This window comes from Hymenobacter saemangeumensis (assembly GCF_039541835.1).
Taxonomy (GTDB): domain Bacteria; phylum Bacteroidota; class Bacteroidia; order Cytophagales; family Hymenobacteraceae; genus Hymenobacter; species Hymenobacter saemangeumensis.
In genome coordinates this window covers 1-25370 of the sequence record NZ_BAABGZ010000004.1, presented here as the reverse complement: position 1 = coordinate 25370, position 25370 = coordinate 1, and the positions used below count along the sequence as shown (strand labels likewise).

The window sequence follows — 25370 nt, the reverse complement described above, 5'->3', positions numbered from 1 at the left end:
ATTCATACCACTCCTCACCACCTATTCAACACTGCTTATGACCTTTTCCTTTACTCAATTTGGCGGCGGGGCCTGGGTGGCCCGGTTCTTTCGTTTCTGCTGCGCCGGCCTGGGGCTGGCCTTGCTGCCAACCGGCGCGGCCCTGGCCCAGGCCCCGGCCTGGGAGCTGGCCCTGAGCGGCCACAACAACCCGCCCGGCACGACCGGCATCTCCGTAACCACAGCTTCGGCCGTAGATATCAGGGGCAACGTCTTTATCACGGGCTTCTTTACCGGCACGGTCAGCTTTGGCAACACCCTGCTCACGAATGCCGGCACCGGTACCACCGCCGATGTCTTTGTGGCGAAGTGGGACGCCACGGCCCAGGGCTTTACCTGGGCCACCAGCGGCGGCGGGCTGGGTGAGGACGAGGGCCGGAGCATTGCCGTGAGCGGCCGAAGCGTGTACGTGTCGGGGATGTTTACCAGCAACAGCAACGCCAGCATCGCCGGGCAGCAGCTAGCGGGCGCCGGCGTCCAGGATTTGTTCGTGGCCAAGTACGTGGACACCAGCACCGGTAACACCCCGGCCACCAGCTCTTTCGAAAACGCCTGGGCCACCAGTGGCGGCGGCACGGGCATCGACGTGGCCACCGACATTGCCGTGAACGGCCGGAACGTGTACATAACGGGCATCTTTGCCAGCTACAGCAGCACCAGCATTGCCGGTCAGCCGCTGGCGGGCGCCGGCAGCGCCGACATGTTCGTGGCCAAGTACGTGGACACCAGCACGGGCAACACCCCAGCCACGAGCTCCTTTGCCAACGCCTGGGCCACCAGTGGCGGCGGTACGAACGGCGATGTGGGCCGCGGCATCGCCGTGAGCGGCTCGAATGTGTTCGTGACGGGCGACTTTACCAGCAACAGCAACGTCAGCATCGCCGGGCAGTCGCTCGCGGGCGCCGGGCAACAGGACGTGTTTGTGGCCAAGTACGTAGACACCAGCACCGGCAGCACCCCGGCCACCAGCAGCTTCGCCAACGCCTGGGCCACCAGCGGCGGCGGTATGGGCGCCGAGCTGGGCCAGCGCATCGCCGTGAATGGCACAAGCGTGTACGTGACGGGCACCTTTTCAAGCAACGCCTTCGCCAGCTTTGCCGGGCAGTCGCTGGCCGGAGCCGGGAGCCTTGACATATTCGTGGCCAAGTACATCGACACCAGCACCGGCAACACCCCGGCCACCAGCTCTTTTGAAAACGGCTGGGCCACCAGCGGCGGCGGCACCGGCGGCGACCTGGGCCTGGGCATCGCCGTAAGTGGCACGAGCGTGTACGTGACGGGCGTTTTCATCAGCAACTCCAACGCCAGCATCGCCGGCCGGCCCCTGCCCGGGGCGGGCGGCGACGACGTATTCGTGGCCAAGTATGTGGACACGAGCACGGGAAACACCCAGCTCACCAGCTCCTTTGCCAACGGCTGGGCCACCAGCGGCGGCGGCTCGGGCAACGACCGGGGCCGGGGCCTTGCCGTGGGCAGCGGCCGTGTGTATGTAGTGGGCAGTGCCACCCCGCCGGCCACGTTTGGCAGCATCAGCTTCGGCAACAGCGCGAATGGCATCACCGGCTATCTGGCGGCGCTAGCGGCGCCTGTCCTGGCCACGGCCAAGCCCAGCACTGAGGTGCTGACGCTGTCGCCCAACCCGGCCCACGGCGCGGCGCAGCTCACCGGTGTAACTCCCCACGCCGCCGTCGCGGTGCTGGATGCCTTGGGCCGCCCTGTGTGCATAGCCAAGGCCGATGCTGCCGGCACGGCCCCTCTGGCCCTGCCTGTCGGGCTGGCGCCGGGCGTGTACCTGGTGCGCAGCGGCACCCAGGTACGCCGGCTGGTGGTGGAATAGCGCCTGCCTGGCAGGTCTTACCTGGCTTTGTACAGTAAATGCTGCGCCTCCGGCCTTTGGGTCGGGGGCGTTGTCGTATGGGGCCCGGTAGCCTCGACAGACGACGGCGCGGCATCGCCCCTTCCACGTAATGCCCTGACAGCGGCCGGCCGCTGTCAGGGCATAATACGCCGGGCTGAAAACCGCCTCCTGGGCCGCTATGCTTGAGTTAAGCACTTGTGCCTAAGGAACCTTATGGTCGGCGCGGCCCCGCTAACTATTCGGTTACTTGTGGCTGAGCACTTAAAAATGCGAGAGTTATCCTATTCCCAGCCTGGCTTGCAAATGATGTAGAGACGCGACCCCTCGCGTCTCCTCGTTGAACGATTGTCGTTCTATCGGGAGACGCGAAGGGTCGCGTCTCTACATTCGCCCGACGATTTTTCGCAGACCACGCTGGAGCGTGGATAAAACTGTGAGCTTTACACGGACTCTCAAAGCCCGCCCTACATGGCCTTGTACTCCTTCCAGCTCTTGATGCTCAAATCTTCCAGCTTGAGCGTGGTGAAGGCCTTGATAAAGGCTTTGGCCAGGCGGGCGTTGGTGATGAGCGGGATGTTGAAGTCGACGGCCGTGCGGCGGATTTTGTAGTCGTTGTCCAGCTCGCCCTTGGTCGTGTTCTTGGGAATGTTGATGACCAGGTCGATTTTCCGCTCGCGCAGGTAGGTCAGGGCGTTGGGCTCCTGCAGCTCGTCGGGCCAGTAGACCAGGGTGCTGGGCACGCCGTTTTCGGCGAAGAAGCTGTGGGTGCCGTGCGTGGCGTAGATGGTGTAGCCCTTCTGCACCAGCTGCTGGGCCGATTCCAGCAGGGCCACTTTGGAGGTCAGCGGGCCGCTGGAAATCAGCACGGAGCGCTCCGGAATGCGGTAGCCCACGCTCAGCAGCGACTTGAGCAGCGCTTCCTCGGCCGTGTCGCCCAGGCAGCCCACTTCGCCGGTGGAGGTCATGTCGACGCGCAGCACCGGGTCGGCGCCTTGCAGGCGGGTGAAGGAGAATTGGGAAGCTTTCACGCCCACGAAGGGCAGGTCGTACACCAGCTCGCTGGCGTCGCGCGCCACGGGCCGGCCCAGCAGCACCTGCGTGGCCTTCTTAATCAGGTTGTTGCCCGACACCTTGCTCACGAAGGGGAAGCTGCGCGAGGCGCGCAGGTTGCACTCGATAACGCGGATTTCGCGGTTTTTCTCCAGGAACTGAATGTTGAAGGGCCCGCTAATCTGGAAGCGGCGCGCAATTTTCTCGGCAATGACCTTGAGCTTGCGCACCGTGCCCACGTACACGCGCTGCGGCGGGTAGTACATGGTGGCGTCGCCGGAGTGCACGCCGGCAAACTCCACGTGCTCGGATATGGCGTAGGACACGATTTCGCCCTTGTCGGCCACGGCGTCCAGCTCAATCTCCTTGGCATCCTGGATGAACTCCGACACCACCACCGGGTACTCGGCGCTGACGTCGACGGCCAGCTTCAGGTATTCCTCCAGCTCCTGCACGTTGGACACCACGTTCATGGCCGCGCCCGACAGCACGTAGCTCGGGCGGATGAGCACCGGGAAGCCCACCTGCTTCACGAAGTCGTAGATGGCCTCCATGGTCGTCAGCTCGCTCCAGCGCGGCTGGGCAATGCCCAACTCGTCCATGATGCTGCTGAATTTATGGCGGTTTTCGGCCTCGTCGATGCGGGCGGCGCCGGTGCCCAGGATGGGCGCGCCGGCCTGCTCCAGGCGGGTGGCGATGTTGTTCGGAATCTGCCCGCCGGTGCTCAGAATCACGCCCTGCGGCTGCTCGAAGTCCAGGATGTCCATCACCCGCTCGTACGACAGCTCCTCGAAGTAAAGCCGGTCGCTCACGTCGTAGTCGGTTGAAACGGTTTCGGGGTTGTAGTTGATGATGATGGACTTGTAGCCCTCCTCGTTCACCGTCTGGGCCGCATTCACGCCGCACCAGTCAAACTCCACCGACGAGCCGATGCGGTACACGCCCGAGCCCAGCACCACCACCGACTTGTCGGTTTCCGGCTCCAGGTCGTTCTCGGTGCCGTGGTAGGTAAGGTAGAGGTAGTTGGTCTGGGCCGGGAATTCGGCGGCCAGGGTGTCGATTTGCTTGATGACGGGCAGCACGCCCAGGGCCTTGCGGCGGGCGCGCACCAGCATTTCGTTGGCTTTCACCTCGGCCGGACCCAGCAGGTGCACGGCCAGCTGCTGGTCTGAAAAGCCGGCCTTCTTGGCGTCGCGCAGCAGGGTTGTTTCCAGCGCATCGAGGCCGCCCTGGCTACGCGTTGCGCTGAGCTGCCGGCCCAGCTGGAAGATGCCGTAGAGGCGCTGCAAAAACCAGCGGTCGATGCGCGTCAGCTCGTACACGCGGTCCACGTCGTAGCCGGCTTCGAAGGCTTCGTTGATGGCGAAGATGCGCTCCTCGTTGGGCTCGCTCAGCAGCGTGTCGAGGCTGGCGTTGTCGAGCAGCGGCTCGGGCTTGTTGGCCACGAAGCCGCGCCGGCCGGTGTCCAGCATGCGCAGGCCTTTCTGAATGGCTTCCTCGAAGGTTTTGCCGATGGCCATCACCTCGCCCACGCTCTTCATGGCCGAGCCAATCTGGCGCTGCACCCCCGAAAACTTGCCCAAATCCCAGCGCGGCAGCTTCACCACGAGGTAGTCCAGCGACGGCTCGAAGAAGGCCGAGGTGGTTTGCGTGACGCTGTTTTTCAGCTCGGCCAGCGAGTAGCCCAGGCTGAGCTTGGCGGCCACGAAAGCCAGCGGGTAGCCCGTGGCCTTGGACGCCAGCGCCGAGGAGCGCGACAGGCGGGCATTCACCTCAATCACGCGGTACTCCTCCGAGTATGGGTCGAGCGCATACTGAATGTTGCACTCGCCCACGATGCCCAGGTGGCGGATGGTCTTGATACCGATGCTGCGCAGCTTGTGGTACTCGCGGTTGCTCAGGGTCTGCGACGGAGCCACCACGATGCTCTCCCCGGTGTGGATGCCGATGGGGTCGAAGTTCTCCATGTTGCAGACGGTGATGCAGTTGTCGAACTGGTCGCGCACCACTTCGTACTCCACTTCCTTCCAGCCTTTCAGCGACTCTTCCACCAGAATCTGGTCCGAAGTCGAGAAGGCCTTCTGGGCCAGGGCGCGCAGCTCGTCCATGTTGTTGGCGAAGCCGCTGCCCAGGCCGCCCAGCGCAAAGGCAGCGCGCACGATGATGGGGAAGCCGATTCGCTCCCCGGCCGCCAGCGCGTCGTCCAGGGTCGTCACGGCTTCGCTGCGGGCCGTGAGCACGCCAATCTGGTCGAGCTTGTCCTTGAAGATGTCGCGGTCCTCGGTGTCGATGATGCTCTGCACGGGCGTGCCGAGTACCTTCACGTTGTACTTCTCAAACACGCCGCCGCGGTACAAAGCCACGGCGCAGTTCAGGGCCGTCTGGCCCCCGAAAGCCACCAGAATGCCGTCGGGCTTCTCCTTCTTGATGACTTCCTCCACGAAGTAAGGCGTCACGGGCAGGAAGTACACGTCGTCGGCAATATCGTCCGAGGTTTGCACCGTGGCAATGTTGGGGTTGATGAGGACGGTGCGGATACCTTCCTCCTTCAGCGCCTTGAGGGCCTGGGAGCCGGAGTAGTCGAACTCGCCGGCCTCCCCGATTTTAAGGGCGCCGGAACCAAGGATGAGGACTTTGTTGGGTTTGTTCATGGTGTGGCCCCACCCCCCGGCCCCCTCCCCGGTAGGGAAGGGGTGCCAGACGTCGCGTGGGTGTAGTTGTAAGCAGTTAACTTGAAGCGAAAGACTAGAACAAAAGCCCCTCTCCCGGAGGGGAGGGGTTGGGGTGGGGTTAGCGTTGCTTATAGTCCGCCACCGCCGTCAGAAACTCATCAAACAGAAACTCGGTATCCTGCGGGCCGCCCGCCGCTTCAGGGTGAAACTGCGTGGAGAAAAACGGCTTGGTTTTGTGCTTGATGCCTTCGCAGGTGCCGTCGTTGAGGTTTTCGAACAGCATGTCCCAGTCGGCGGGCAGCGTGGCGGTGTCCACGGCGAAGCCGTGGTTCTGGCTGGTGATGTAGCTGCGCTGGGTGCCGGTGAGCTTCACCGGCTGGTTGTGGCTGCGGTGGCCGTACTTGAGCTTGAAGGTGTCGCCGCCTGCCGCCAGGCCCATGAGCTGGGAGCCCAGGCAGATGCCGAAGATGGGCTTGTCGCCCTGCAGGGCCGTTTGCAGGTGGCTGATAGTGGCCTCGCACATCTTGGGGTCGCCGGGGCCGTTGCTCAGGAACAGGCCGTCGTAGTCCAGGGTGTTGAAGTCGTAGTCCCAGGGCACGCGGATGAGCTCCACGTCGCGCTCCAGGAAGCAGCGGATGATGTTGGTCTTGGTGCCGCAGTCCACCAGCACGATTTTGTGCTGGCCCTGGCCGTAGCGCTGCACGCCGGCGGGGCTTACCTGGGCCACCAGGTTGTCGAGGTTGGGGTCGTGCAGGGCAATGTCCTCTTCGGCCACAATCTTGCCCAGCATGGCGCCCTTCTCGCGCAGCTTCTTGGTGAGCATGCGGGTATCCACCCCGGAGATGCCGGGGATGTTGTACTCCTTCAGCCAGTCGCCCAGGCTTTTGGCAGCGTTCCAGTGGCTGTGCTCCTCGGAATAGTAGTTTACTACCAGCCCGGCAATGTGAATCTTGTCCGACTCGAAAATCCTGGAAATCGACTCGTACAGCTCCTCGCCCGGCACGCCGTAGTTGCCCACGATAGGGTAAGTCAGCACTAGAATCTGCCCGGCGAAGGATGGGTCGGTGAGGTTTTCGGGGTAGCCGGTCATGGCCGTGCTGAACACCACTTCGCCCGCGGCGGAAGTGAAGGCCCCGAAGGAGTTACCCTGAATTTCGGTGCCGTCTTCGAGGATGAGTTTTACGGTTTGGGTCATGTTCTGGCAGTTCAACTAGTAATAATATAGGCAAAAGTTCATGCTTGACTGGCGTCTCTTGGTCGGAGAATCGCTACTGCTCACTGGCAGCTGCGCAGTCGGCGCGGTAGCGCTGCTTTGCCTTCGCTCAGCACGACCGTTTAACGTGATTTGCGCTGTTGACTACATTTTTTAGATGGAATCCTGCCCCGGCAGGCCAAGCAGCGCCGCGGCGCGCTGCGCTACCGTCCTGACACTGACGACATCCGGGCCGGTGATGGTGAGGTGGCCCATCTTGCGGCCGGCGCGCGCCTGTGCCTTGCCGTAGAGGTGCAGGTGCGTGCCCGGCAGGCCCAGCACCGCTGGCCAGTTTGGCTCGCGCCGCTGCCCGTGCTCGTCCAGCCACACCTCGCCCAGCAGGTTGAGCATGATGGCCGGGGAATGCTGGCGCGGCAGCGGCAGGGGCAAGCCCGCCATGGCCCGCACCTGCAGGTCAAACTGCGACACGTCGCAGGCGTCCAGGGTGTAGTGGCCGCTGTTGTGCGGGCGCGGGGCCATTTCGTTCACCACCAGCGCGCCGTGCGCGCTGCCGTCGTCCACCACAAAAAACTCCACGCACAGCACCCCAACGTAGCCGAGCTGCTGCGCGATGGCAACGGCCGCGTCGCGGGCCCTGCTGGCCAGGGCGGGCGGCAGGTTTCCCTCGTAGGCGTGGGTAACGGCCAGAATACCATCCACGTGCACGTTGCGCTGCGGGGCGAAACCCACAACCTGCCCGTCCCAGCCGCGGGCCACCAGCACCGAGCACTCGGCGCTGAGCGGCAGCAGCTTTTCCAGCACGCAGGCCACGCCGCCCAACCCGGCCCAGGCGGCGGCCAGCTCCGCGGCGGTCCGGACGCGCACCTGGCCCTTGCCGTCGTAGCCCAGGCGCGCAGTTTTCAGAATACCGGGCAGCAAATCCGCCGGCACGGCCTGCAATTGAGCCGGCGTTTCAATCACGGCGTAGGGCCCGCAGCTCACCCCCGACACGTCGGCGCAGGCCGTGAAATGGGCTTTTTCCTCAATGCGGTTTTGGGCAATGCCCACCACGGCCGCGCCCGGCGCCACGGGGCGCGTCTGGGCCAGCGCTTGCAGGGCCTGGGCGGGCACGTTTTCAAACTCGGTGGTGATGGCCTGGCACTGCTGGCTTAGCTGGGCCAGCCCCGCCGGGTCGCCGTAGTCGGTCTGGATGTGGTGGTGGCTTACCAGCCCGGCCGGGCTTTGTGCGTCGGGGTCCAGCACGACGGTGAAGTAACCCAGGCGCTGGGCGGCATGCACAAACATGCGGCCCAGCTGCCCGCCGCCCATCACCCCCAGGGTGGCCCGCTGGCCGGCGGCGTCCGCACTGCCCGGCAGCACCGGCGTCGGGGCCGCCACGGGCTTGTTGTCGTCCGGCGCTTGTTCCAAAATTGCGGGTAGTCTGTTCAAATGAAAGAGTTGTCCATCAATAAGAAGCTAGCGGCTATACGCTGCTGGCTCGTTGCTTCATACCGGCAGCGTCATGGCGCGGGCGGCTTCGGTTTGTGCGGCGCGAAAGGCCTGCAGCCGGGCCGCCAGGCCCGGGTCGTGCAGGGCCAGCTGGCTCACGGCAAACAGGGCGGCGTTGGCCGCCCCGGCATCGCCGATTGCAAAAGTAGCTACTGGCACGCCTTTGGGCATTTGCACGATGCTGTGCAGGGAGTCAACTCCCTGCAGATGGCGGCTGGCTACCGGCACGCCCAGCACGGGCACGGTGGTTTTGGCGGCCAGCATGCCCGGCAGGTGGGCGGCCCCCCCGGCCCCGGCAATAATGGCCTGCAAGCCCCGCGGGCCGGCCTGCTCGGCGTAGGCAAACAAGTCGTCGGGCATGCGGTGAGCCGACACCACACGGGCTTCGTGGGCCACGCCGAAGTGCGCCAGCATCTGCACGGCGTGCTGCATGGTGCTCCAGTCGCTGCTGGAGCCCATCACCACGCCGATGAGGGGATTGGGGGAATTGGAAGGAGAAAGAGTACTCATCGAAATTATTTGGTCGTCATGCTGAGCTTGTCGAAGCATCTCTACCGCTTCGTTGTGCGGTTAACTAGGCTTGTTCTTTTCGATAACCTGTTATGTTATCGACATGTATCCAAGTAGCTGTTGCTTGAAAAACGACTCCTTGCGGTTGTATGGTGAACGTTATTTGAAAGCGTGCTCCATCGTGAATAATACTCAAGTCTCCAATGGCGCTTCCGCTGGGAATAGTACACTGTATTAGCTCGGTTTGAATTAGATTCAGACTCAGTTGAACTGTGTTGTATTTCCGCTGGCTCCATTTGATTGGGGCATCAGCAGGAAAATCCTTCAAGTCGAAATTAAGCTTACATTGTAAGTCAACGCCACAAACAATAACCACCTCATACAACTGCACTTGCGCTAATGATGGTGGCTCCGCCGGATAAATACTCGTTATGGTTTTGGGATTCAATATGTGCTTTATCCACATCGAGACAGTAATTACTAGGAACAGCGTTTGCAGCCGTGCGGTCGAAGCGGTAGAGATGCTTCGGCTGCGCTACGCTCCGCTCAGCATGACGTTCTAACGACTTTCTTTGCTTGGCATGACGTTTAAACAACTTATTGGTTCGCTTAGCGTGCCGTGCTGGTTGTTTCCTGGGCAAGCCCTACCTGCTCGCGCTCCAGTAGGATTTCCGAGCCCAGAATCACCAGGTCTACCCGGCCTTGCAGGGTCTGGTCGATAAAGGGCGTGTTCTGGGATTTGGACTTCATGAACTCCTTGGTGAAGGTGGTTTCCGCTTCGGTATCAAACAAGACGCAGTTGGCTTCCTGGCCTACTGCTATGCTGGGCACCGGCAGGCCCATCAGGCGGCGGGGCTCGGCCGAGTAGCGCTTCACCACCAGGTCCCAGCCAAACTTGCCGGGCAGCACGAAGTGGTGGTAGAGCGACACCAGGGCCGTATCCAGGCCGGTGATGCCGTTGGGCGCGCTGATGAAATCCTGGGCTTTTTCGAACGGCGTGTGCGGCGCGTGGTCGGTGGCAATGAGGTCGAAGACACCTTCTTTTAGTCCTTCGAGCAGGGCATCGCAATCGGCCTGCGTCCGCAGCGGCGGGTTCATCTTGTAGTTGGTGTCGTAGTCGCCGATGTGCTCGTCGGTGAACATCAGGTGGTGGGGGGCCACTTCCGCCGTCACTTTCACATCGCCGCGGGATTTCCACCAGCGGATGGTTTCCATGCCCAGCTTGCTGGACACGTGCTGGATGTGCACGTGCGCCCCCGCCGCCCGGGCCAGGCGGATATCGCGGTCGATGATGATTTCCTCGGCGCAGGCCGGCGAGCCCTTGATGCCGAGCCGGTAGCTCATCACCCCTTCGTTCAGGGCCCGCGGCCCGGCCAGCTCCGGCACCTCGCAGTGGCTGGCGAAAAACATCCCGAACTCGGTGGCATACTGCATGGCCCGCAGCAGCACCGCCGGGTCGGCGGTGGTGTCGCCGTCGTCGGTCAGCATCTTCACCCCCAGCCCGCGCATGCCCTCGATTTCCGCCAGCTCCTTGCCCTCGCGGTTCTTGGTGACGCAGCCGGAGGTATACACCGGAATGCGGGACCGGTCCTTGGCATTTTCCAGCACGGTGGCTATCGCAGTCGCCGAGTCGAGGGCCGGCCGGGTGTTCGGCATCATCACCACGCCGGTCACGCCGCCGTTGATGGCCGCTTCGCTCCCCGTGGTGATGGTTTCCTTGTTCTCAAAGCCCGGGGCGCGGAAATGGACGTGGGCATCAAACATGGCGGGCATCAGCACCCGGCCGCGGGCGTCGATGACGCGGGCGCCTTCGGGAATGGTCAGGCTGCTGCCAATGTCCTGAATTTTCCCTTCGACAATCAGGACATCGCCCTCGACAAGCACGGGTGAATTTTCGGAAGCAATGCGGGCGTTTTGAAGGAGAAGCATAGATGGAGGGGGGTGGGGCTGTTTTGTAAGTTGTTGAAGGCTATGAGAACGTCATGCTGAGCGGAGCGGAGCGGAGTCGAAGCATCTTGCCCGCAGCAGTAACTCCCTTTTTATTAGGTTTACTCTCGTGGTAGAGATGCTTCACTGCCTTCAGCATGACCGCCTTTTGAGTTTCTAACCAGTTTAGGGGGTCACCAACGGTGAGCTGGCGCGCTGCGGGGCGGCATACGCTTCCTGCCGTGGGAACTCCCCGCCGGGAGTGAGCCAGTCGAGCACGGCCATGCGCACGGAGATGCCGTTTTCGACCTGGTTGGTAATCAGGCTGCGCTCGTAGTCCATCACGGCGTCGCACAGCTCCACCCCCCGGTTCACGGGGCCGGGGTGCATGATGTAGAGGCCGCGGTCGCTGATTTCCGCCAGCCGGTCGTTGGTGATGCCGTAGACGCGGTGGTATTCGCGGAGGCTGGGGAAAAACTGCACGTCCTGGCGCTCCATCTGCACGCGGAGCAGGTACACCACATCGGGGGCCCAGGCCATGGCCGCCTCGTAGTCGGTGAAGCGCCGGATGCTACCCGGCACATACTTAGGCACCAGCGAGCCCGGGCCCAGATAGGCAACCTCCACGCCCAGCTTTTGCAACAGCGTGCTGGTGGAGCGCGCGACGCGGGAATGAAGGATATCGCCGATGATGAGGACTTTCTTGCCCCGGGGGTCGGGGAATTTTTCCTTGATGGTGAAGGCATCCAGCAGGGCCTGGGTCGGGTGCGCGTGCGCCCCGTCGCCGGCATTGATAACCGAGGCCGTGGTCTGGCGGGCAATCATGCCGGGCAGGCCAGAGTGGCTGTGGCGGACGACGATATAATCGGTGCGCATGGCCTGGAGCGTCTCGATGGTCTCCCGCACCGACTCGCCCTTGGTGATGGAGGAATGGTCGATGTTGAAGTTCGTTACTTCCGCCGAGAGGCGCTTGGCAGCAACCTCAAAGGAGGAATGCGTCCGGGTGCTGGCCTCGTAGAAGAGCATGAGTACGGACTTGCCCTCCAGGGCGGGGATTTTCTTCACCGAGCGGGTGAACAGCTTTTTAAACGACGTGGATTGGTCGAGCAGAAACTCGATTTCCTCACGGTGCAGGGATGCGATGTCGAGCAGGTCTTTACGTGCCATACCGGAGTTGGGAAAAGGAAGTACGTAGTCAGTAGTAAGGAACGAGTAAGACTATCTGTGATTGATGCTCTTACCCCGTGTTTGCAGCTTATCAGAATTGCTCGGGCCCACAGGCTTACGAGTTGACGGCTTCACCCTCGGCAGCTGCGGGGCATCAGCCGACGAGCTCAACAGGCATAAAAAAACCGTTTCGGAATCCGAAACGGCGGCGGGGCAAAAACCAGAAAAAACAGCGGGAACACCAACGGCAAAATCGGGAGAACCGATGCTGGCGAAGACCTGGTGGTCTACTCGCAGCTCCCTGTCGAGCAGGGCCCCGCGCTTCATCAACATGTTTTTTGGTTGAAGCATACTGCAAAACTACGGCATTGTTATGCCCAGCAAATCATCGGTAACATTAAATTTTTATTGCCCTGCTTTTCTCAATTTTTATTTTCAACCTAACAGGCTAATCGACGCGCTTTTTGCCAACGCATTCGCCTTCAAAAAAAATTGCGGCTCGCGTAACCAATTGCTTTGCAAGCACAATCCACCCTAACTTTGGCTCTTTATTCCGGAGCTGCCCGCAGGCGGGACGCCCTTTCCGCTGGCCTGTTCAGCTTGCACCCTGCTCCCGCACATAGGCCTGCACCACCGGCCCAAACAGCGGCAGGGCCGCCTCCAGGTAGTCGCGCTCGGCGGCCGTCCAGTGCCGGGGGTGGCCAAATACGCAGGGCTGCAGAATGCCCCAGAGCTGGCCCGCTTCAATGATATGGGCGTGCACCAGGGCCCGATGCCCGAAGGTGCGGCGCTCAAACTCCTGGTTCAGCACCTCGGGGCCGCCCTCGCCCACATCGTCGACATACACCGAGGGCCGGGCAGCCAGGGCCGCCCGGAACAGCGGGTCCCGCTCAGGCAGCGTGCCGGTGTCGTCCTGCCAGTCGTGCCGCGGGTCGGGCACGGCCTCGTCGAGGCGCCAGACCAGGGCAATACGCCCCCGCCCCCGGGCTGGGTCGCGCACGTAGAGAAAGCAGCGGTCGGCGCGCAGGTGCAGGCCTACCAGGTCGATGGCACGCTGCAGGGCTTCCTCGGGAGAAATGTTGGCGTCGAGCGCGGCCTGCAGCTCGGCCAGGGGAGAAAGTGCCATGTAAGGTTGCGGGGTGATTAGGAATAACCCTTTAACGAAAAAGGTGGCTCTGGTTTCCCTTACACCAGCAAAACAGTGGCTGAGGTGCCTTCAGGAGGTTTACGAAACTCAACTGAAAGTTGCGTTTCGTAAACTATAAATCGTAGACGAGTTTATTAAACCCGCCTGACTCTGCAGAAGGACACCTACACCTTCTATTTGGACATTAGCCAGAAGTTTAGGAAATGGAGCGTGGCTGTTGCAGAACCCGGGTTCGTAGAGGGAAGATGCAAGGCAAGAAGGCATTTCTGGACAAAGAGGTGACCCGGTTTCGGCTCAGCGAGCGGGTGCCGCCCCACAACCTGTACCGGCGGCTGGCCGAGTTGGTGGACTGGTCGTTTCTCTACGAAGAGACCCGGGCGCTTTACAGCCATACCGGGCAGCCCTCCCTCGACCCGGTGGTATTTTTCAAGCTCGTGCTGGTAGGCCGGCTGGAAAACCTGGTGAGTGACCGCCGGCTGGTCGAGCACTGCGCCCTGCGGCTCGACATTCTCTTCTTTCTGGGCTACGAAGTGAACGAAGAGCTGCCCTGGCACTCGACCGTGAGCCGCACCCGCCAACTCTTCCCGGCCGCGGTCTTCGAGCGCTTGTTCGACCACGTCTTTGCCCAGTGCGTGGCCCGGGGGCTAGTCGCCGGCGATACGCAGGCCGTCGATTCGGCCCCGGTCAAGGCCAACGCCTCGCTTGACAGCGTGTGCGAGAAGCAGCCGGCGGGCGCCCGTCGGCCGTTTCTGGTCACAGATGCACCCGTGGCGCCGGCGGTTACCGCCCCGGCCTACCAGCTGCGCCGCGAAGCCGCCCGGCAAGCCAAGCGCCGGAGCGAGCCCGGCCCCCTGGGCGCGCAGCACGAAAAAGCCCGTCTGCTGAGCAACAAGACGCACTACAGCCCCACCGACCCCGATGCCCGCATCTCCATCAAGCCCGGCAAGGCCCGGGCGCTCAATTACCTCTGCAGCCTGGCCGTGGACACGGCGCGCGGCGTTATCAGCCACGTGCAGGCCGATTACGCCGATAGCCGCGACAGCCTGCACCTGCCCCGGCTGCTGACCGGCCTGCAGCGGCGCTTGCGCGCCAACGAACTGCGGCTACGCGACTTGCTGGCCGATGCCGGTTACGCCAACGGCGCGAATTACGCGCTGCTCGAAGCCCAGCAGGTCACGGCCTGGATACCCGTTTTTGGCCAGTACAAGCCCGAAATAGCGGGCTTCGCCTACAACCGCAGCGCCGATGCCTACACCTGCGCAGCGGGCAAGGTCCTGCCGTTTCACCGCCACGAGGTGACGACCGACGGCAGCTGGGTCAAGCTCTACTGGGCCGCCTATAGCGACTGCCAGCAGTGCCCGCTCAAGTCCACCTGCGTGCCCGGCGCTAAACGCAAACAGCTCACCAAAACGATTTACGACGCGGCCTATTACCGAGCTTGGCAGCGGCAGCAAACCCGCCGCGGGCACCGCCAGCGTCGCCTGCGACAAAGCACCGTCGAGCCCGTTTTCGGTCACCTGCTGCACCACTACGGCCTGCGCCGAATGAACGTGCGCAGCCAGGCCGGCGCCCACAAAACCATGCTGCTCACGGCCGTGGCCTACAACCTCAAAAAGCTGCTCAAGCACCGGCCCCAGCAGCAACTGAGCCTGGCAATCGCCCTGCCTAAGCCGCTTTTAGCGGTCAATAGACGCGTCAGACACGCTTCTTATCAAAGCGGCTATCAACTTACCTAACCCGCCTCTACTCACAGAGCTAACTTGCTTGACTTCTGCAACAGCCACGAGCGTTATTTTGAATAAACCTTTCCTAGTGCGCACATCCCGAACACTGCCTTTCATCCAAGTTCACCTTGTTGCATTGGGGCTCCTTTGGGCGCTATTAATGGTACTTCCCGGCAAGGCCGGGGCACAGGTGCCACTAGACAGCATGGAATGGTTCATGAACCATGCGCTAGACTACGGCTCTACCATTGCCCCCCTCACTGCGCCCCATTCCGTGGAAGAATCCGTTCGATTTGTTCGACTCTACCAAGAACACAGCGCCAGCGACTGCAATTATACTTTGTACGTGTTCAAGCCCAGCCAGTCGCCGTATTTCCACGTGAAGAAATTTGCGGTCTCTTGGAAAGACACCTTCTACCTTGAATCGCCCCCAGTGCCCTTATCGCCGCAACGCAGTGCAGCACTGGACCGACTGTTCCGGCAGGCGAGTCGCATCGTTGTGCAGCCGTATTCGGTACACTTTACACCATCTGCCCGGGCAGCACCCAAGGAAAGGGAAAAGAAGAAACGAGATGATTTTCGGGTTGCCTTTGCTCAACGTGCCCCCTATCGTTTCGCTGGTAGCCGGTGGTCGATGCCTAATCCCTACGTCCAAGACCCCGTCAACAAGAGCTTGGTGATGGCTTGGCGGAAGAAAAGGGCTTTGCACAGGTTGCGGCGTATCCTGAGGGATTTTACTTCCTGCCCTTAGCTACACTCTTGCTTAACACCAGCTACCCGCCCCTAAGAGGTAAAACCCAAGTTCCAGCAAAGGGTAGCTCACCCCTACTAACTTCCCTCCTACTTCCCCCCACCGGCCTGGGCCAGCTTCACGGCCTCGTAAAGGTTCACGATGCCCCCGGTTTTGGAGAGGTTGGCGAAGTCCATGGGCTCGCGGGTGCCGGGGCGGTACACCTGGGTGTGGTAGGGCACGGCCGACTGCATGATAAGCTGCTTGAGCTGCCCGGCAGTGAGCTGGGGGAAGTAAGCCTTGAGCACGGCCGCCATGCCGGCTACTACCGGTGCAGCCATGCTGGTACCGCTTTTCTTGGCGTAGCCGTTGCCGGGCGTACTGGAGTAGATTTCCACGCCGGGCGCAAACACGTCGACCATGGTTTTGCCGTAGTTGGAGAAGGGCGCGGCCAGCTCCAGGGTGTTGTGGCGGCCGCTGGCGCCCACGGTGAGCATGTTGGGAATTTCCTGGCCGCTGAGGTAGCGCGGCGAGGGGAAGTCGGGAATGGAGTCGAGGTTCTGGTTGCTGTTGCCGGCCGAGTGAATTACCAGCACGTTTTTCTGGTCGGCATACTGCAGGGCGGCATCCACGGCGGCTTTGTCGGGCGAGAAGCTCTTGCCGAAGCTCATGTTGATAATCTGGGCGCCGTTGTCGACGGCGTAGCGGATGGCGTTGGCCACGTCCTTGTCGCGCTCGTCGCCGTTGGGCGTGGAGCGCACGCCCATGATGCGCACCCAGGGCCCGGCAATGCCTTCCAGCCCGCGCTGGTTGGCCCGGTCGGCCCCGATGATGCCGGCCACGTGGGTGCCGTGCGAGGCATCGGGGCCCTGAATGTCGGCGTTGCCGTACAGGCGCTCGCTGAGGTTGTTGGGGTCGTCGCCCACCAGGCCGCGGGGGTTGAAGGCCGGGTTGAGGTGGGTATCGAGCTTGTCCTTGGCAGAGGCCATGTACTTGCTCAGGGCTTCCAGGCTGGCTTCGGTGTCGGGGTAGCCGTTGCGGCGCAGGAAACCGTTGACGCGCCCCGCTGTTTTGCTGGTTTCGGTGCTAGCGGCGGCGGCCCGGCGCAGGGTAGCGGTGTCCAGCCGCGTCACGCCCAGCTCGGCCTTCATCTTGGCAAACAGGTCGCGGTTGAGGATGTAGTTCCTGCTCAGCTCCTCGTACTGCTGCTCGGCTTCCTTGCGCTTCTGCTCGTAGCTGGCCTTCACGCGCTGGTAGAGGTCGTACTCGGCCTGCTGGCCGGGCTTTTTTGGGCGCTTCTTCCCGTTATAGAGCGGCTTGAGGCGGGCGTAGAGCCGGGTATCCTCAATGGTTTCGGCGGTGATGTTCTGCCCGCTTTTGTTGCCCAGGAAGCTCCAGCCGCGGCGGTCGTCCACGTAGCCATTTTTATCATCATCTACCCCATTGCCGCCTATCTCGCGGGGGTTAAGCCATAGCATGGGCTTGAGGTCTTCGTGGGTAGAGTCGATGCCCGAGTCGATGACGGCCACCAGTACCGGCGTGGGCTGCCGGTCCTTGAGCAGCTCGCGGTAGGCGCGGTCGGCGCTGATGCCCGGCACGCCGTCGGCCTGCATATCCAGGTGCTGCCAGCGCAGGGCCGGGTTGGTTTGGGCCTGGGCTTCGAGGATAAAAAAACTGCCGGCGAGGGCAAGCAGGACAGCATGGGGCTTGAGGGGCATACGAAAAGGGCCTATTGGGCACGGGGGCCTAAGGTAGGGTGAGGCAAAGCGAAGGTTGCAGCCCACCTGGCAACGGGAGCTGCGCCATTATTCAAATCGACCATTTTACCCCGGGCGAGCTTTCCCGCAGTGTTCGCAGTGGTAAAGCGCAGTGTCTCGCAGTGTTGTTCTGACGGAGCTCAGCCTTTCTTTTTGAACAGGCCGCGCACCACTTCCACGGCTTGGTCGGCGCTGCCGGCCCAGGCGTCGGCGCCGGTGCGCTCCCAGAGCTCGTTGTCGTAGAGGAAAGGGCGGCCGCCCACCACTACGCGCACGTGCCGGGTGGCCGGGTCGCGCCGGATGGCCGCCACCAGCTCCCGGATAAGGGGCACGTGGTGGGCCATGGAGGCCGCCGTGAGCACCAGCTCGGCGCCCTGGTCGGCTATCATGCGCAGGATGCTGTCGATGGGGGTGCTGGCGCCCAGGTAGCGCACCTCCCAGCCGTCGTGCTCCAGGAAGTCGGCCACCATCTGCAAGCCCAGGGTGTGCAGGTCGCCGGAGATGCAGGCGGCCAGCAGCAGGCGGCCGTTGCGGGGCGTATCCTGAAAGTAGGGCTGCAGCTGGGCCATTACCGAAGCCGTAGCCGCGGTACAGTAGTGCTCCTCGGCCACGCTGATTTCGCCGCTGTGCCAGCGGTTGCCCACCTCGCGCTGGGCGGGCTGCAGCACGTAGAGGTAGAGGTCGCGCACATCGGTGCCGTTGCTGGCGGCGTCCAGCAGCAGGCGCGTGGCCCCGCGGCGGTCGGCGCCCAGCAGCAGGGTAAGGTAGTCGGCCGCCATTTGGGCAAAAAGCAGGGTTTTCTCGTCGGCATCGACGGGAGTCTCAGGCGGCCCCTCGGGCAGCGGGGCGCTGAGCCAGTGGCTGCCGGCGCTCAGGGCGGCGGCTACTACCACGTACTCGCCCACGTTCAGGCGCAGCAGCAAGGCCTGGCGCAGGGCCATCAGGTGCTGGCGCAGCATGAGCTCGGCCCGGGCGGGGCGCTGCTGCCGGGCCTGCAGCAGGTGGGCTTCAAAAAGGGCCGGGCTGTTCATCAGCACGGAGTCGGCCAGCGAGAGGACGTGGCTGCGCAGCATGTCAAGCGGCGGCTCGCTCGGCGTGGGGCTGTCAGACTCGGCCAGCAGGAACTTGGCGGCCGATTCGGCCAGGCCATCCAGTTCGGAGTAGAGCCGCTGCACAATCTGTTCGCGCAGGAGGTGGTTCATAGGCAAGGTACGCCGCCCCCTGCAACTGCAGTCCGTTCAGCGCTGATACAGCGCTCTGGTACGTTCGTTTGCGAGGGTCAGGCTGGAATTACAACCCATTTCTATAATATATCCGTTCAAAAAAGGAATTGTAAGCCAGCGGTTTTACTGCCATAACTGTCCAAAAAAATCCGTATTTACCCCGGTAATTATTCTGAAAGGCCGGCCGAGCAGCTGATGAAAATGCCGCGGGCAGCACGGCTACAGCTTCAGCTCGGCAATGGCGGCGGTGCTGCCGCCGGCATCGTCGTCGGTCACGAGCAAGAGTTCCCAGTGGCCGGGAGCCAGCTGCCGGCGCACGGCCAGGCCTTCCACCTTGCCCTTGTACACGCGGCCATCGGCCCAGGTTAAATGCGCTAACTGCGCGGCCTGCTTGTCCAGGTCCACGAAGCCCACGAAGGAACCCAGCACTTCGCCGTCGAGCACGGCATCCTGGGTATCTTCCACCGACGCCGATACAAACAGCCGGCCCTCGGCGAAGGTGGCGCCGGAGAAGCCCGCGGGCTTGCCGGCCAGCAGCGGCAGCGGCAGCTGCTGCACCCGCGGCGCGGGCAGCGTGCTGCTTTGCCCGCTCAGGAAGCGCAGAACCTCCAGCACGGGCAACATGAACACGCGGTTTACCAGCCCCTGCCCTGCTTGCACAGCCCCGATAGCCCGCTGAAACAGGAGGATGTCTTTATCAGTTGCGGCGGCCGCTTCCAGGTTCAGGGTTTCGCCGGCGGGCAGCAGGCGGCGCAGCAGGGCGTAGAGGCCCGCCAGGCTTACTTTATGCGGCGCGGCGCCCGACACCGGCACAAACCAGCCTACCTCGCGGGCGGGGGTGCTGCCCGAGCCCAGCGCCAGCACCCCGGCCCGGCCGTCGGGCCAGGTCAGGGCCAGCAGGGCTTCCAGGTCGGGCTTGCTGGCCTTGGGTATGCGCCCGCCGCCAAACTCCTTGGTTTCGAACAGCGTGATGCGGGCCAGGGGTGCCAGCGTGGCGGCGTCGAGCAGGTACAGCAGCGGCGAGTCGTCGCCGATGACGTAGGCCGTGGGCCCGATAATCTCGATGCCCGAGGCCGAGGGCAGGTCGGGCAGCCTGGTTTCGGAGAGAATGGTGGCTTTCATGGTGCTTGGTGCTTAGTGCTTGGGCATTTAAAATAGAACGTCATGCTGAGCTTGTCGAAGCATCTTGCCAGGGGAAGTAATCCTTTTTGATTGGATATACTCTCGTGGTAGAGATGCTTCGACTACGGCTGCGCCTTCGCTCAGCATGACGGCCTTTCTTAGATTAATTAGGCACTGAGCACCAAGCACCAAGCTACTTCACGATTACCAGCTCTACCCGGCGGTTCAGCTTGCGGGTTTCTTCCCGCTCGTTGGAGTAGCGGGGGCGGGAGCCACCGAAACCAACCGTGGTGATGCGCTTCTCATCCACGCCGCGGCTCACCAGGTAGCGTTTCACTTCTGCCACCCGATCTTCGCTGAGCTGCTGGTTTTTGTCGGCCGGCCCCACGTTGTCGGTGTGGCCTTCCAGGCGCACTTCGATGTTAGGCGCCGTCTGCAGGGCCATGGCCAGGCGGTTGAGCTCGACGTAGGACGAGGGCAGCAGGCCGGCCTTGCCCTGGGCGAAGATGATGGAGGGCAAATCCACCTTCTCGCCCACGGCGGCGGGCAGCAGCAGCAGGTCGCGGCGGGGCGAGCCGGTGATGAGCAGCGTGTCGCTGGTGGTGAGCAGCCCGCCCCCGCTGGCCGACAGCCGGTAGCGGCCGGCCAGCAGCGAGAGCTGGTAGAAACCGGAGTTGTCGGCCCGGCCGGTGGCGTTGAACTGCACGCCCTGGGCATTCGGCAGCAGAATGGCTTTCACCTCGGCACCCACCACGGGCTGCTTGGTGCGGGCGTCGAGCACCCGCCCGCTGAGGAAGGCGCGGGCCTCGGTTACGGCCAGGGGCTGGTCGGCTTTGGCGCTGTCGGGCACGGGGGCGTAGGCCGCCCGCCACAGGTCGGCGGTGCCGGTGGCCGTGGGCGCCGAGCTGAAGAAGGCCGTCTTGCCGTCGGGCAGCAGGCTGAAGTAAGCGTTAAAGCCCGGCCCGTTGATGCCCGGGCCCAGGTTGAGCGGCTCGCTCCACTTCGTCCAGCCCTCATCGAGGCGCTGGCTCATGAAGATGTCGGCTGAGCCGTAGCCCATGTGGCCGTAGGAGGCAAAGTACAGGGTTTTGCCATCGGGCGCCAGCCAGGGAGCGAAGTCCCAGCCGGGTGAGTTCAGCACGCCTCCCATGCTGGCGGGCTCGGTCCAGCCCCCGGCGCCGTCGGGGCGGCTGTAGTACAGGTCTTTGGCGCCCTGGGAGTCGCCGCGCTCCAGCGACAGTATCAGCACCTTCTCGTCGGCACTCATAAAGAAGCCCGCGCCGGGCGTGGCCGTGTAGTAGTTGGCAATGCGCAGGGCCTGGGGCTGGGCCGCTTTGGGGGTGCTGCCGGGCACGGCGGCCGCCCGCACCACGCGGCTCAGGCCTTCGTCGCGGAAGCTGCCGTCGCGCTCGTAGCTGCCGCGCACCAGCAGGGTCTGGGCCTTGTCGCCCACCAGCCCCACCACGCCGTTGTCCTGGGGCGTGTTCACGGCATCCAGCCGCTGGGGAGCCGCCCAGGTCTGGCCGCCATCGGCCGACGTGCTCATCCAGCAGTCGCCGGTGTCGGTGTTGCCCTCGGTGTTGCCGGCAAACTTGGTGCGGGTGAAGTACAGCGTTTTGCCGTCGGGGGCCAGCACCGGCGCCAGCTCATGGCCGGGCGAGTTGACGGCTCCGCTCAGCGGCGCGGGCGGGCCAAAACCGGAGGGGCCCGGCGCTACATTAAGCCGCAGCCCAAACAGCCGCCACTGCTGCACCGAGCGCCCGGCGGGCTTCTGCGCCACCACGGCCGTGCCGTTAAACTTGTCGGTGGCCGCCAGGCCCGCGCAGCGTCCGTCTGCTTTGTTTTCGAGCTGAAAGCTGCCGGCCGGGCCCGCCGGCACCAGCTTCCACTGCTGCGACTCGCTGCCCTGGAAGGCACGCTGCACCAGGGGCATGTTCTCCCCGGGCTTGTCTACCGTGAGGCAGAGCTTGCTGTGCCGGGACTCGATGCGGTAGTACTCGCTGCCCGTGCGCACCGGCACAAAGCGCCACTGCTGGCTGGGGGCATGGGTAAATTCCCACTGCACCGTAGCCGCGCCGGCCGTGGTGCTGGCTCCGGTTACGTCGAGGCAGCGCCCGCTGCCGCGGTCAATCAGGCCGTAATAGGTGCGCTCATCGGGAACAAAAGTGGAGTACTGGGCCCAGGAGTAGCCAGGCAGCAGCAGCAGGAACAGCAGCAGTCGATTCATAAGCAAGCGGGCGCGCCCAGCCGGAGCTTTGCGCGGCCTTGGAAACCACAAAAGAACGGCGGGAACGCTGAAAAGGCTGCGCTACCGGGCCAAGACACTGATATTCTGAATTTTCAGCATTCGCATGCCTACTACTGGTTGAGAAACTGGCAAAGAGAAAGGACCCTCCCAAGCCTGGAAGAGTCCTCTATCCGTGTTCCCTGGCCCAGGGCAGAGCAGCGGCAGGGCCGGGTAAGGAAGCAGCTCGTTTAGGAGGTAATGAGCTTGTGCTTCATGGCGTACTGAATCAACCCGATAACCGACTTGCAGTTGGTTTTGGTGAGGATGTTTTTGCGGTGCGTCTCCACGGTGCGCTCCGAGATAAACAGGGCTTCGGCGATGTCGTGGTTGGACTTCTCCTGGGCCACCAGCTGCAGGATTTCCTTTTCGCGGGTGGTCAGCTCCACGGGCTGCTCGGCGGCGGGGCCGCGCTGGCTGGGCACGTCGAGGTTTTGCAGCAGGGTTTGCCCTACTTCCTGGCTGAAGTGGGTGCGGCCCGAGGCCACGTCCCGAATGGCGGCGCTGAGCTCGTTCTTGGTGGTGTTTTTCAGCAGGTAGCCCGAGCCGCCGGCTTCGAGCACTTCCATCACCGAGGCATGGTCGTGAAACATGCTCAGCGCCATCACCCGAATGCCGGGGAAGCCGGCCCGGATGTGGCGGGTGAGCTCCACCCCGCTCATCAGGGGCATGTTCAGGTCGACAATGGCCAGCTGCACCTCGGGGTGGTCGCGCAGGCGGCGCAGGGCCTCATCGCCGGAGTTGGCCTGGGCTACTACCCGCACCACGGGGTCGGTTTTGAGCAGGGTTTTGATGCCCTCAATCACCATCTGGTGGTCGTCGACCAGCAGCAGGTTTATACGGGACGGCGAAGTTGTGGAGATTTCACTCATAGCCTATTGGAAATTGCAGAAGCAGGATGTTGAAAGGACGGAGCAGAAATGGGAACCGGGTGAAATGGAACTTGCCCAATGTACGGATAAGACACCACGAATTTCAGGGCTTCGACCATCAAAACAAGGCAAATGTGGATAATATTTATCAAATGTTGGAACAAACATCAGTTCGCGGCCAGCGGAATTGTCGCCGTCACGGTGGTTCCCCGCCCGGGCCGGCCGTCGAGGTGCAGGGCTCCGCCCAGGTAAGCTACCCGGCTTTCGATGTTGCGCAGCCCGATGCCAGCGTCCGGCCCGAGCTCATCGGGGCTAAACCCGACTCCGTTGTCTTCCACCAGCAGGGTTAGCTCGTGTTCGTGGCGAATCAGCTGCAGGTCCATCTCGCTGGCCTGGGCGTGCTTCACAATGTTCTGCACCAGCTCCTGAATGACGCGGTACAGGGCATTTTCCACCACCGGGTCGAGGCGGGTTTCTTCCAGGCCCAGGGTTTCGAGGCGGATGCGCAGGCGGCCCGGCTGCTGCACCTTGTCGAGGAATTCGCGCACGGCGCGGGCCAGCCCGCGCTTAATCAGGGCGTTGGGCAGCAGGTTGTGGCTGATGCTGCGCACCTCGCGCACGCTCTCATCCACCAGGTCGAGGGCATCGCCGAAGCGGCGGGCCTGGTCCTGGTCGAGGCGGGTGCCCAGCTCCTCGTGCAGGGCGTTCACGTTGAGTTTGACCACGCTCAGCAGCTGGCCCACGCCGTCGTGCAGGTCGGCGCCGATGCGGCGGCGCTCGGCTTCTTCGGCATCCAGCACGGCCGTGGCCCGCTGCCGCTCCTCCAGCTGCCGCTCCTGCTCCAGGGCCACCTTCTGCTGCAGGCGGTGGCGGTTATAAAGCAGGTAGGCCAGGCCGGCCAGCAGGGCCGCAATAACCAAGCCCCCGATAAGCTGCAGGCGCTGCCGCCGGATAATTTGCTGCTGGGTGCGCAGCTGGGCCGCCTGCAGGCGGTTGCGGGCGTCCTTCTTTTCGGTTTCGTAGCGGGTCTGGATATCCGCCACGCTGCGGGTGGCGGCCTCGGCCCGCAGCATGTCGTTGAGGGCGGCGTGGCGGCGATGATACTCAAACGCGGCCCGAAAGTCGCCCTGGGCCTCGGCCAGGTTGGCCAGGCCACTCAGGGCGTCGGACTCTTCCTGGCGGGCGTTGCTTGCCCGGGCCAGGGCCAGGGCCTTGCGCAGGTAAGGCGCCGCCTGCCCAAGCTGCCTGGTTTTGGTAAGCGACTCGCCGATGATGGAGAACAGGTCGGCCTGACCCTGCGGCGTGATACGACCGGGCGGCTGGCGCTGGTAATTCGCTTCTACCCGGCGCAGCAGGGGCAGCGCCGCGGCCCAGCGCCCCTGGTGCTGCTCCAGCACGGCCAGGGTGAGGAGCAGGCTGGCCGCAGCCAGGGAGTCGGCGCCGGCTGTTTGCAGGCCCTGGGCCACGTAGCGGCGGGCCCGGTCCAGGCGGCCGGCATCGCGGTGGATAATGGCCAGGTGGTTGAGGCAGCGTACTACGTAGGGGGTCACCCCCGCCTGCTGCCAGCCCCGCAGCGACTCCTCATACGCTTTCTGGGCCGCGGGCAGGTTTTGCTGCTCCAGGTAAATCTGGCCGATGTTGCCATAGGAATCGGCCACGGCGGCCGTGTCGTGGGCGGCTTCGCGCAGCTGCAGGCCGCGCAGGCTCAGGCGCATGGCCTCCTCAAAGCGGCCGGTGCTGCTCAGGCGGTTGCCGGCATTGGCGTAGTTGTGGCCAGCCCAGAGCGGGTTGCCGACGGCCAGAAAGTAGCGGGCCGACACCAGGTGGCGGCGTACCGACTCGTCGAGCCGTCCTTCCATGGCCGCCAGGGTGGCCAGGTTGTAGTAGGCCCGGGCCAGGCGCTGCTGGTCGTTCAGGGCCAGGGCCAGCTTGGCGGCCTGCCGGCCGTAGCGCCCGGCCTGGGCCGTGTCGTTGTACAGAAAGTTATACATCAGCGTCACCAGGGCCTTGGTGCCGTGGGTGTCGCGGGGGTGCTGGGCCACTACGCGGCGCAGGCTGTCGACCGCCCGCTGGTCGCGCTTTGGTACCTGCGCATGGCTGCCCATTGCGCAGGTCAGCAGCACCAGCAGGCCCCAGGCCCAACCACCCTTTAAAAAAAAGCGCTGGTAAGGCATCAGCCAGCAGCAAGTCGAGGTAAGATTAATGCTCATCTTCACTGCATCTTATTCATTCACCACTGCCGTGAGGGGTACTTCCAGGACGACGGTGGTGCCGCGGCCGGGGGCGGCGTCGAAGTCGGCCCGCCCGCCCAGGTAAGCCATGCGGCTCTCGATGTTGCGCAGCCCGATGCCGGCCTCCTCCCCCAGGGCCTTGGGGTCAAACCCCACCCCGTTGTCCTCCACCATTACCGTCAGCTCCCGCTCGGAGCGGATAATCTGCAGCGTGACCTGCGTGGCCTGCGCGTGCTTGATGATGTTCTGCACCAGCTCCTGAATCACGCGAAACAGCACGTTCTCCACCGTCGGCTCCAGGCGCCCGCCCTGGTCGAGGCCCACCACTTCCAGCTGCACCTTCAGCCGCCCGTCCGG

The 25370-nt window shown here is 63.5% G+C and carries 18 protein-coding genes; 3 read left to right on the top strand and 15 right to left on the bottom strand.

What is annotated here, in order from left to right:
* Positions 1-37 precede the first annotated feature (37 nt).
* Positions 38-1876 carry a T9SS type A sorting domain-containing protein gene (locus ABD919_RS00480; protein ID WP_345232787.1) on the top strand — a complete coding sequence of 613 codons (1839 nt, stop codon included), beginning with the start codon at positions 38-40 and terminating at the stop codon, positions 1874-1876.
* A 485-nt stretch (positions 1877-2361) separates the two neighbouring features.
* Here ABD919_RS00480 and carB read toward each other — a convergent pair whose 3' ends face one another.
* The 8 genes from carB to ABD919_RS00445 all read right to left on the bottom strand — a co-directional run bounded on the left by carB (position 2362) and on the right by ABD919_RS00445 (position 13049).
* Positions 2362-5598 carry a carbamoyl-phosphate synthase (glutamine-hydrolyzing) large subunit gene (carB, locus tag ABD919_RS00475; protein WP_345232785.1) on the bottom strand — a complete coding sequence of 1079 codons (3237 nt, stop codon included), beginning with the start codon at positions 5596-5598 and terminating at the stop codon, positions 2362-2364.
* A 139-nt stretch (positions 5599-5737) separates the two neighbouring features.
* The gene (gene carA, locus ABD919_RS00470; RefSeq protein ID WP_345232783.1) at positions 5738-6814 is read right to left on the bottom strand and encodes a glutamine-hydrolyzing carbamoyl-phosphate synthase small subunit; all 1077 of its coding nucleotides are present in this window, start codon (positions 6812-6814) and stop codon (positions 5738-5740) included.
* A gap of 171 nt (positions 6815-6985) precedes the next feature.
* Positions 6986-8239, bottom strand: a complete 1254-nt coding sequence (locus ABD919_RS00465) for a 5-(carboxyamino)imidazole ribonucleotide synthase (RefSeq protein ID WP_345232781.1) — start codon at positions 8237-8239, stop codon at positions 6986-6988.
* A 78-nt stretch (positions 8240-8317) separates the two neighbouring features.
* Entirely contained in the window at positions 8318-8830 is a 513-nt protein-coding gene (gene purE, locus ABD919_RS00460; RefSeq protein WP_345232779.1) for a 5-(carboxyamino)imidazole ribonucleotide mutase, read from the bottom strand.
* A gap of 64 nt (positions 8831-8894) precedes the next feature.
* Positions 8895-9296, bottom strand: coding sequence for an Imm50 family immunity protein (locus ABD919_RS23905; RefSeq protein WP_425556390.1), 402 nt, complete (start codon positions 9294-9296; stop codon positions 8895-8897).
* 143 nt (positions 9297-9439) lie between these two features.
* Complete coding sequence (locus ABD919_RS00455) at positions 9440-10759, bottom strand: dihydroorotase (protein ID WP_345232777.1); 1320 nt, start codon at positions 10757-10759, stop codon at positions 9440-9442.
* A 183-nt stretch (positions 10760-10942) separates the two neighbouring features.
* The gene (locus ABD919_RS00450) at positions 10943-11923 is read right to left on the bottom strand and encodes an aspartate carbamoyltransferase catalytic subunit (RefSeq protein ID WP_345232775.1); all 981 of its coding nucleotides are present in this window, start codon (positions 11921-11923) and stop codon (positions 10943-10945) included.
* Positions 11924-12518: 595 nt separating this feature from the next.
* Positions 12519-13049, bottom strand: coding sequence for a GAF domain-containing protein (locus tag ABD919_RS00445; RefSeq protein ID WP_345232773.1), 531 nt, complete (start codon positions 13047-13049; stop codon positions 12519-12521).
* A gap of 266 nt (positions 13050-13315) precedes the next feature.
* On the opposite strand from ABD919_RS00445, the gene ABD919_RS00440 reads away from it, so the two are divergent.
* Entirely contained in the window at positions 13316-14806 is a 1491-nt protein-coding gene (locus tag ABD919_RS00440) for an IS1182 family transposase (protein ID WP_345232771.1), read from the top strand.
* A 262-nt stretch (positions 14807-15068) separates the two neighbouring features.
* On the top strand, positions 15069-15545 hold the full coding sequence (locus ABD919_RS00435) for a hypothetical protein (protein WP_345232769.1): 477 nt from the start codon (positions 15069-15071) through the stop codon (positions 15543-15545).
* Positions 15546-15634: 89 nt separating this feature from the next.
* On the opposite strand, the gene ABD919_RS00430 is transcribed toward ABD919_RS00435, so the two are convergent.
* From ABD919_RS00430 to ABD919_RS00400, 7 genes are all read right to left on the bottom strand, one after another.
* Entirely contained in the window at positions 15635-17242 is a 1608-nt protein-coding gene (locus tag ABD919_RS00430) for a S8 family peptidase (protein ID WP_345232768.1), read from the bottom strand.
* 179 nt (positions 17243-17421) lie between these two features.
* Complete coding sequence (locus ABD919_RS00425) at positions 17422-18483, bottom strand: cobalamin B12-binding domain-containing protein (RefSeq protein ID WP_345232766.1); 1062 nt, start codon at positions 18481-18483, stop codon at positions 17422-17424.
* A 240-nt stretch (positions 18484-18723) separates the two neighbouring features.
* Positions 18724-19626 carry a DUF6929 family protein gene (locus ABD919_RS00420; RefSeq protein ID WP_345232764.1) on the bottom strand — a complete coding sequence of 301 codons (903 nt, stop codon included), beginning with the start codon at positions 19624-19626 and terminating at the stop codon, positions 18724-18726.
* Between the two features lie 193 nt (positions 19627-19819).
* A complete protein-coding gene (locus ABD919_RS00415; protein WP_345232762.1) occupies positions 19820-21853 on the bottom strand; it encodes an RICIN domain-containing protein in 2034 nt (677 codons plus the stop codon).
* Between the two features lie 248 nt (positions 21854-22101).
* Positions 22102-22782, bottom strand: coding sequence for a response regulator (locus ABD919_RS00410; protein WP_345232760.1), 681 nt, complete (start codon positions 22780-22782; stop codon positions 22102-22104).
* A gap of 167 nt (positions 22783-22949) precedes the next feature.
* On the bottom strand, positions 22950-24956 hold the full coding sequence (locus tag ABD919_RS00405) for a tetratricopeptide repeat protein (RefSeq protein WP_345232758.1): 2007 nt from the start codon (positions 24954-24956) through the stop codon (positions 22950-22952).
* A gap of 48 nt (positions 24957-25004) precedes the next feature.
* On the bottom strand, positions 25005-25370 hold a 366-nt coding region (locus tag ABD919_RS00400), incomplete at its 5' end, for a sensor histidine kinase (protein WP_345232756.1).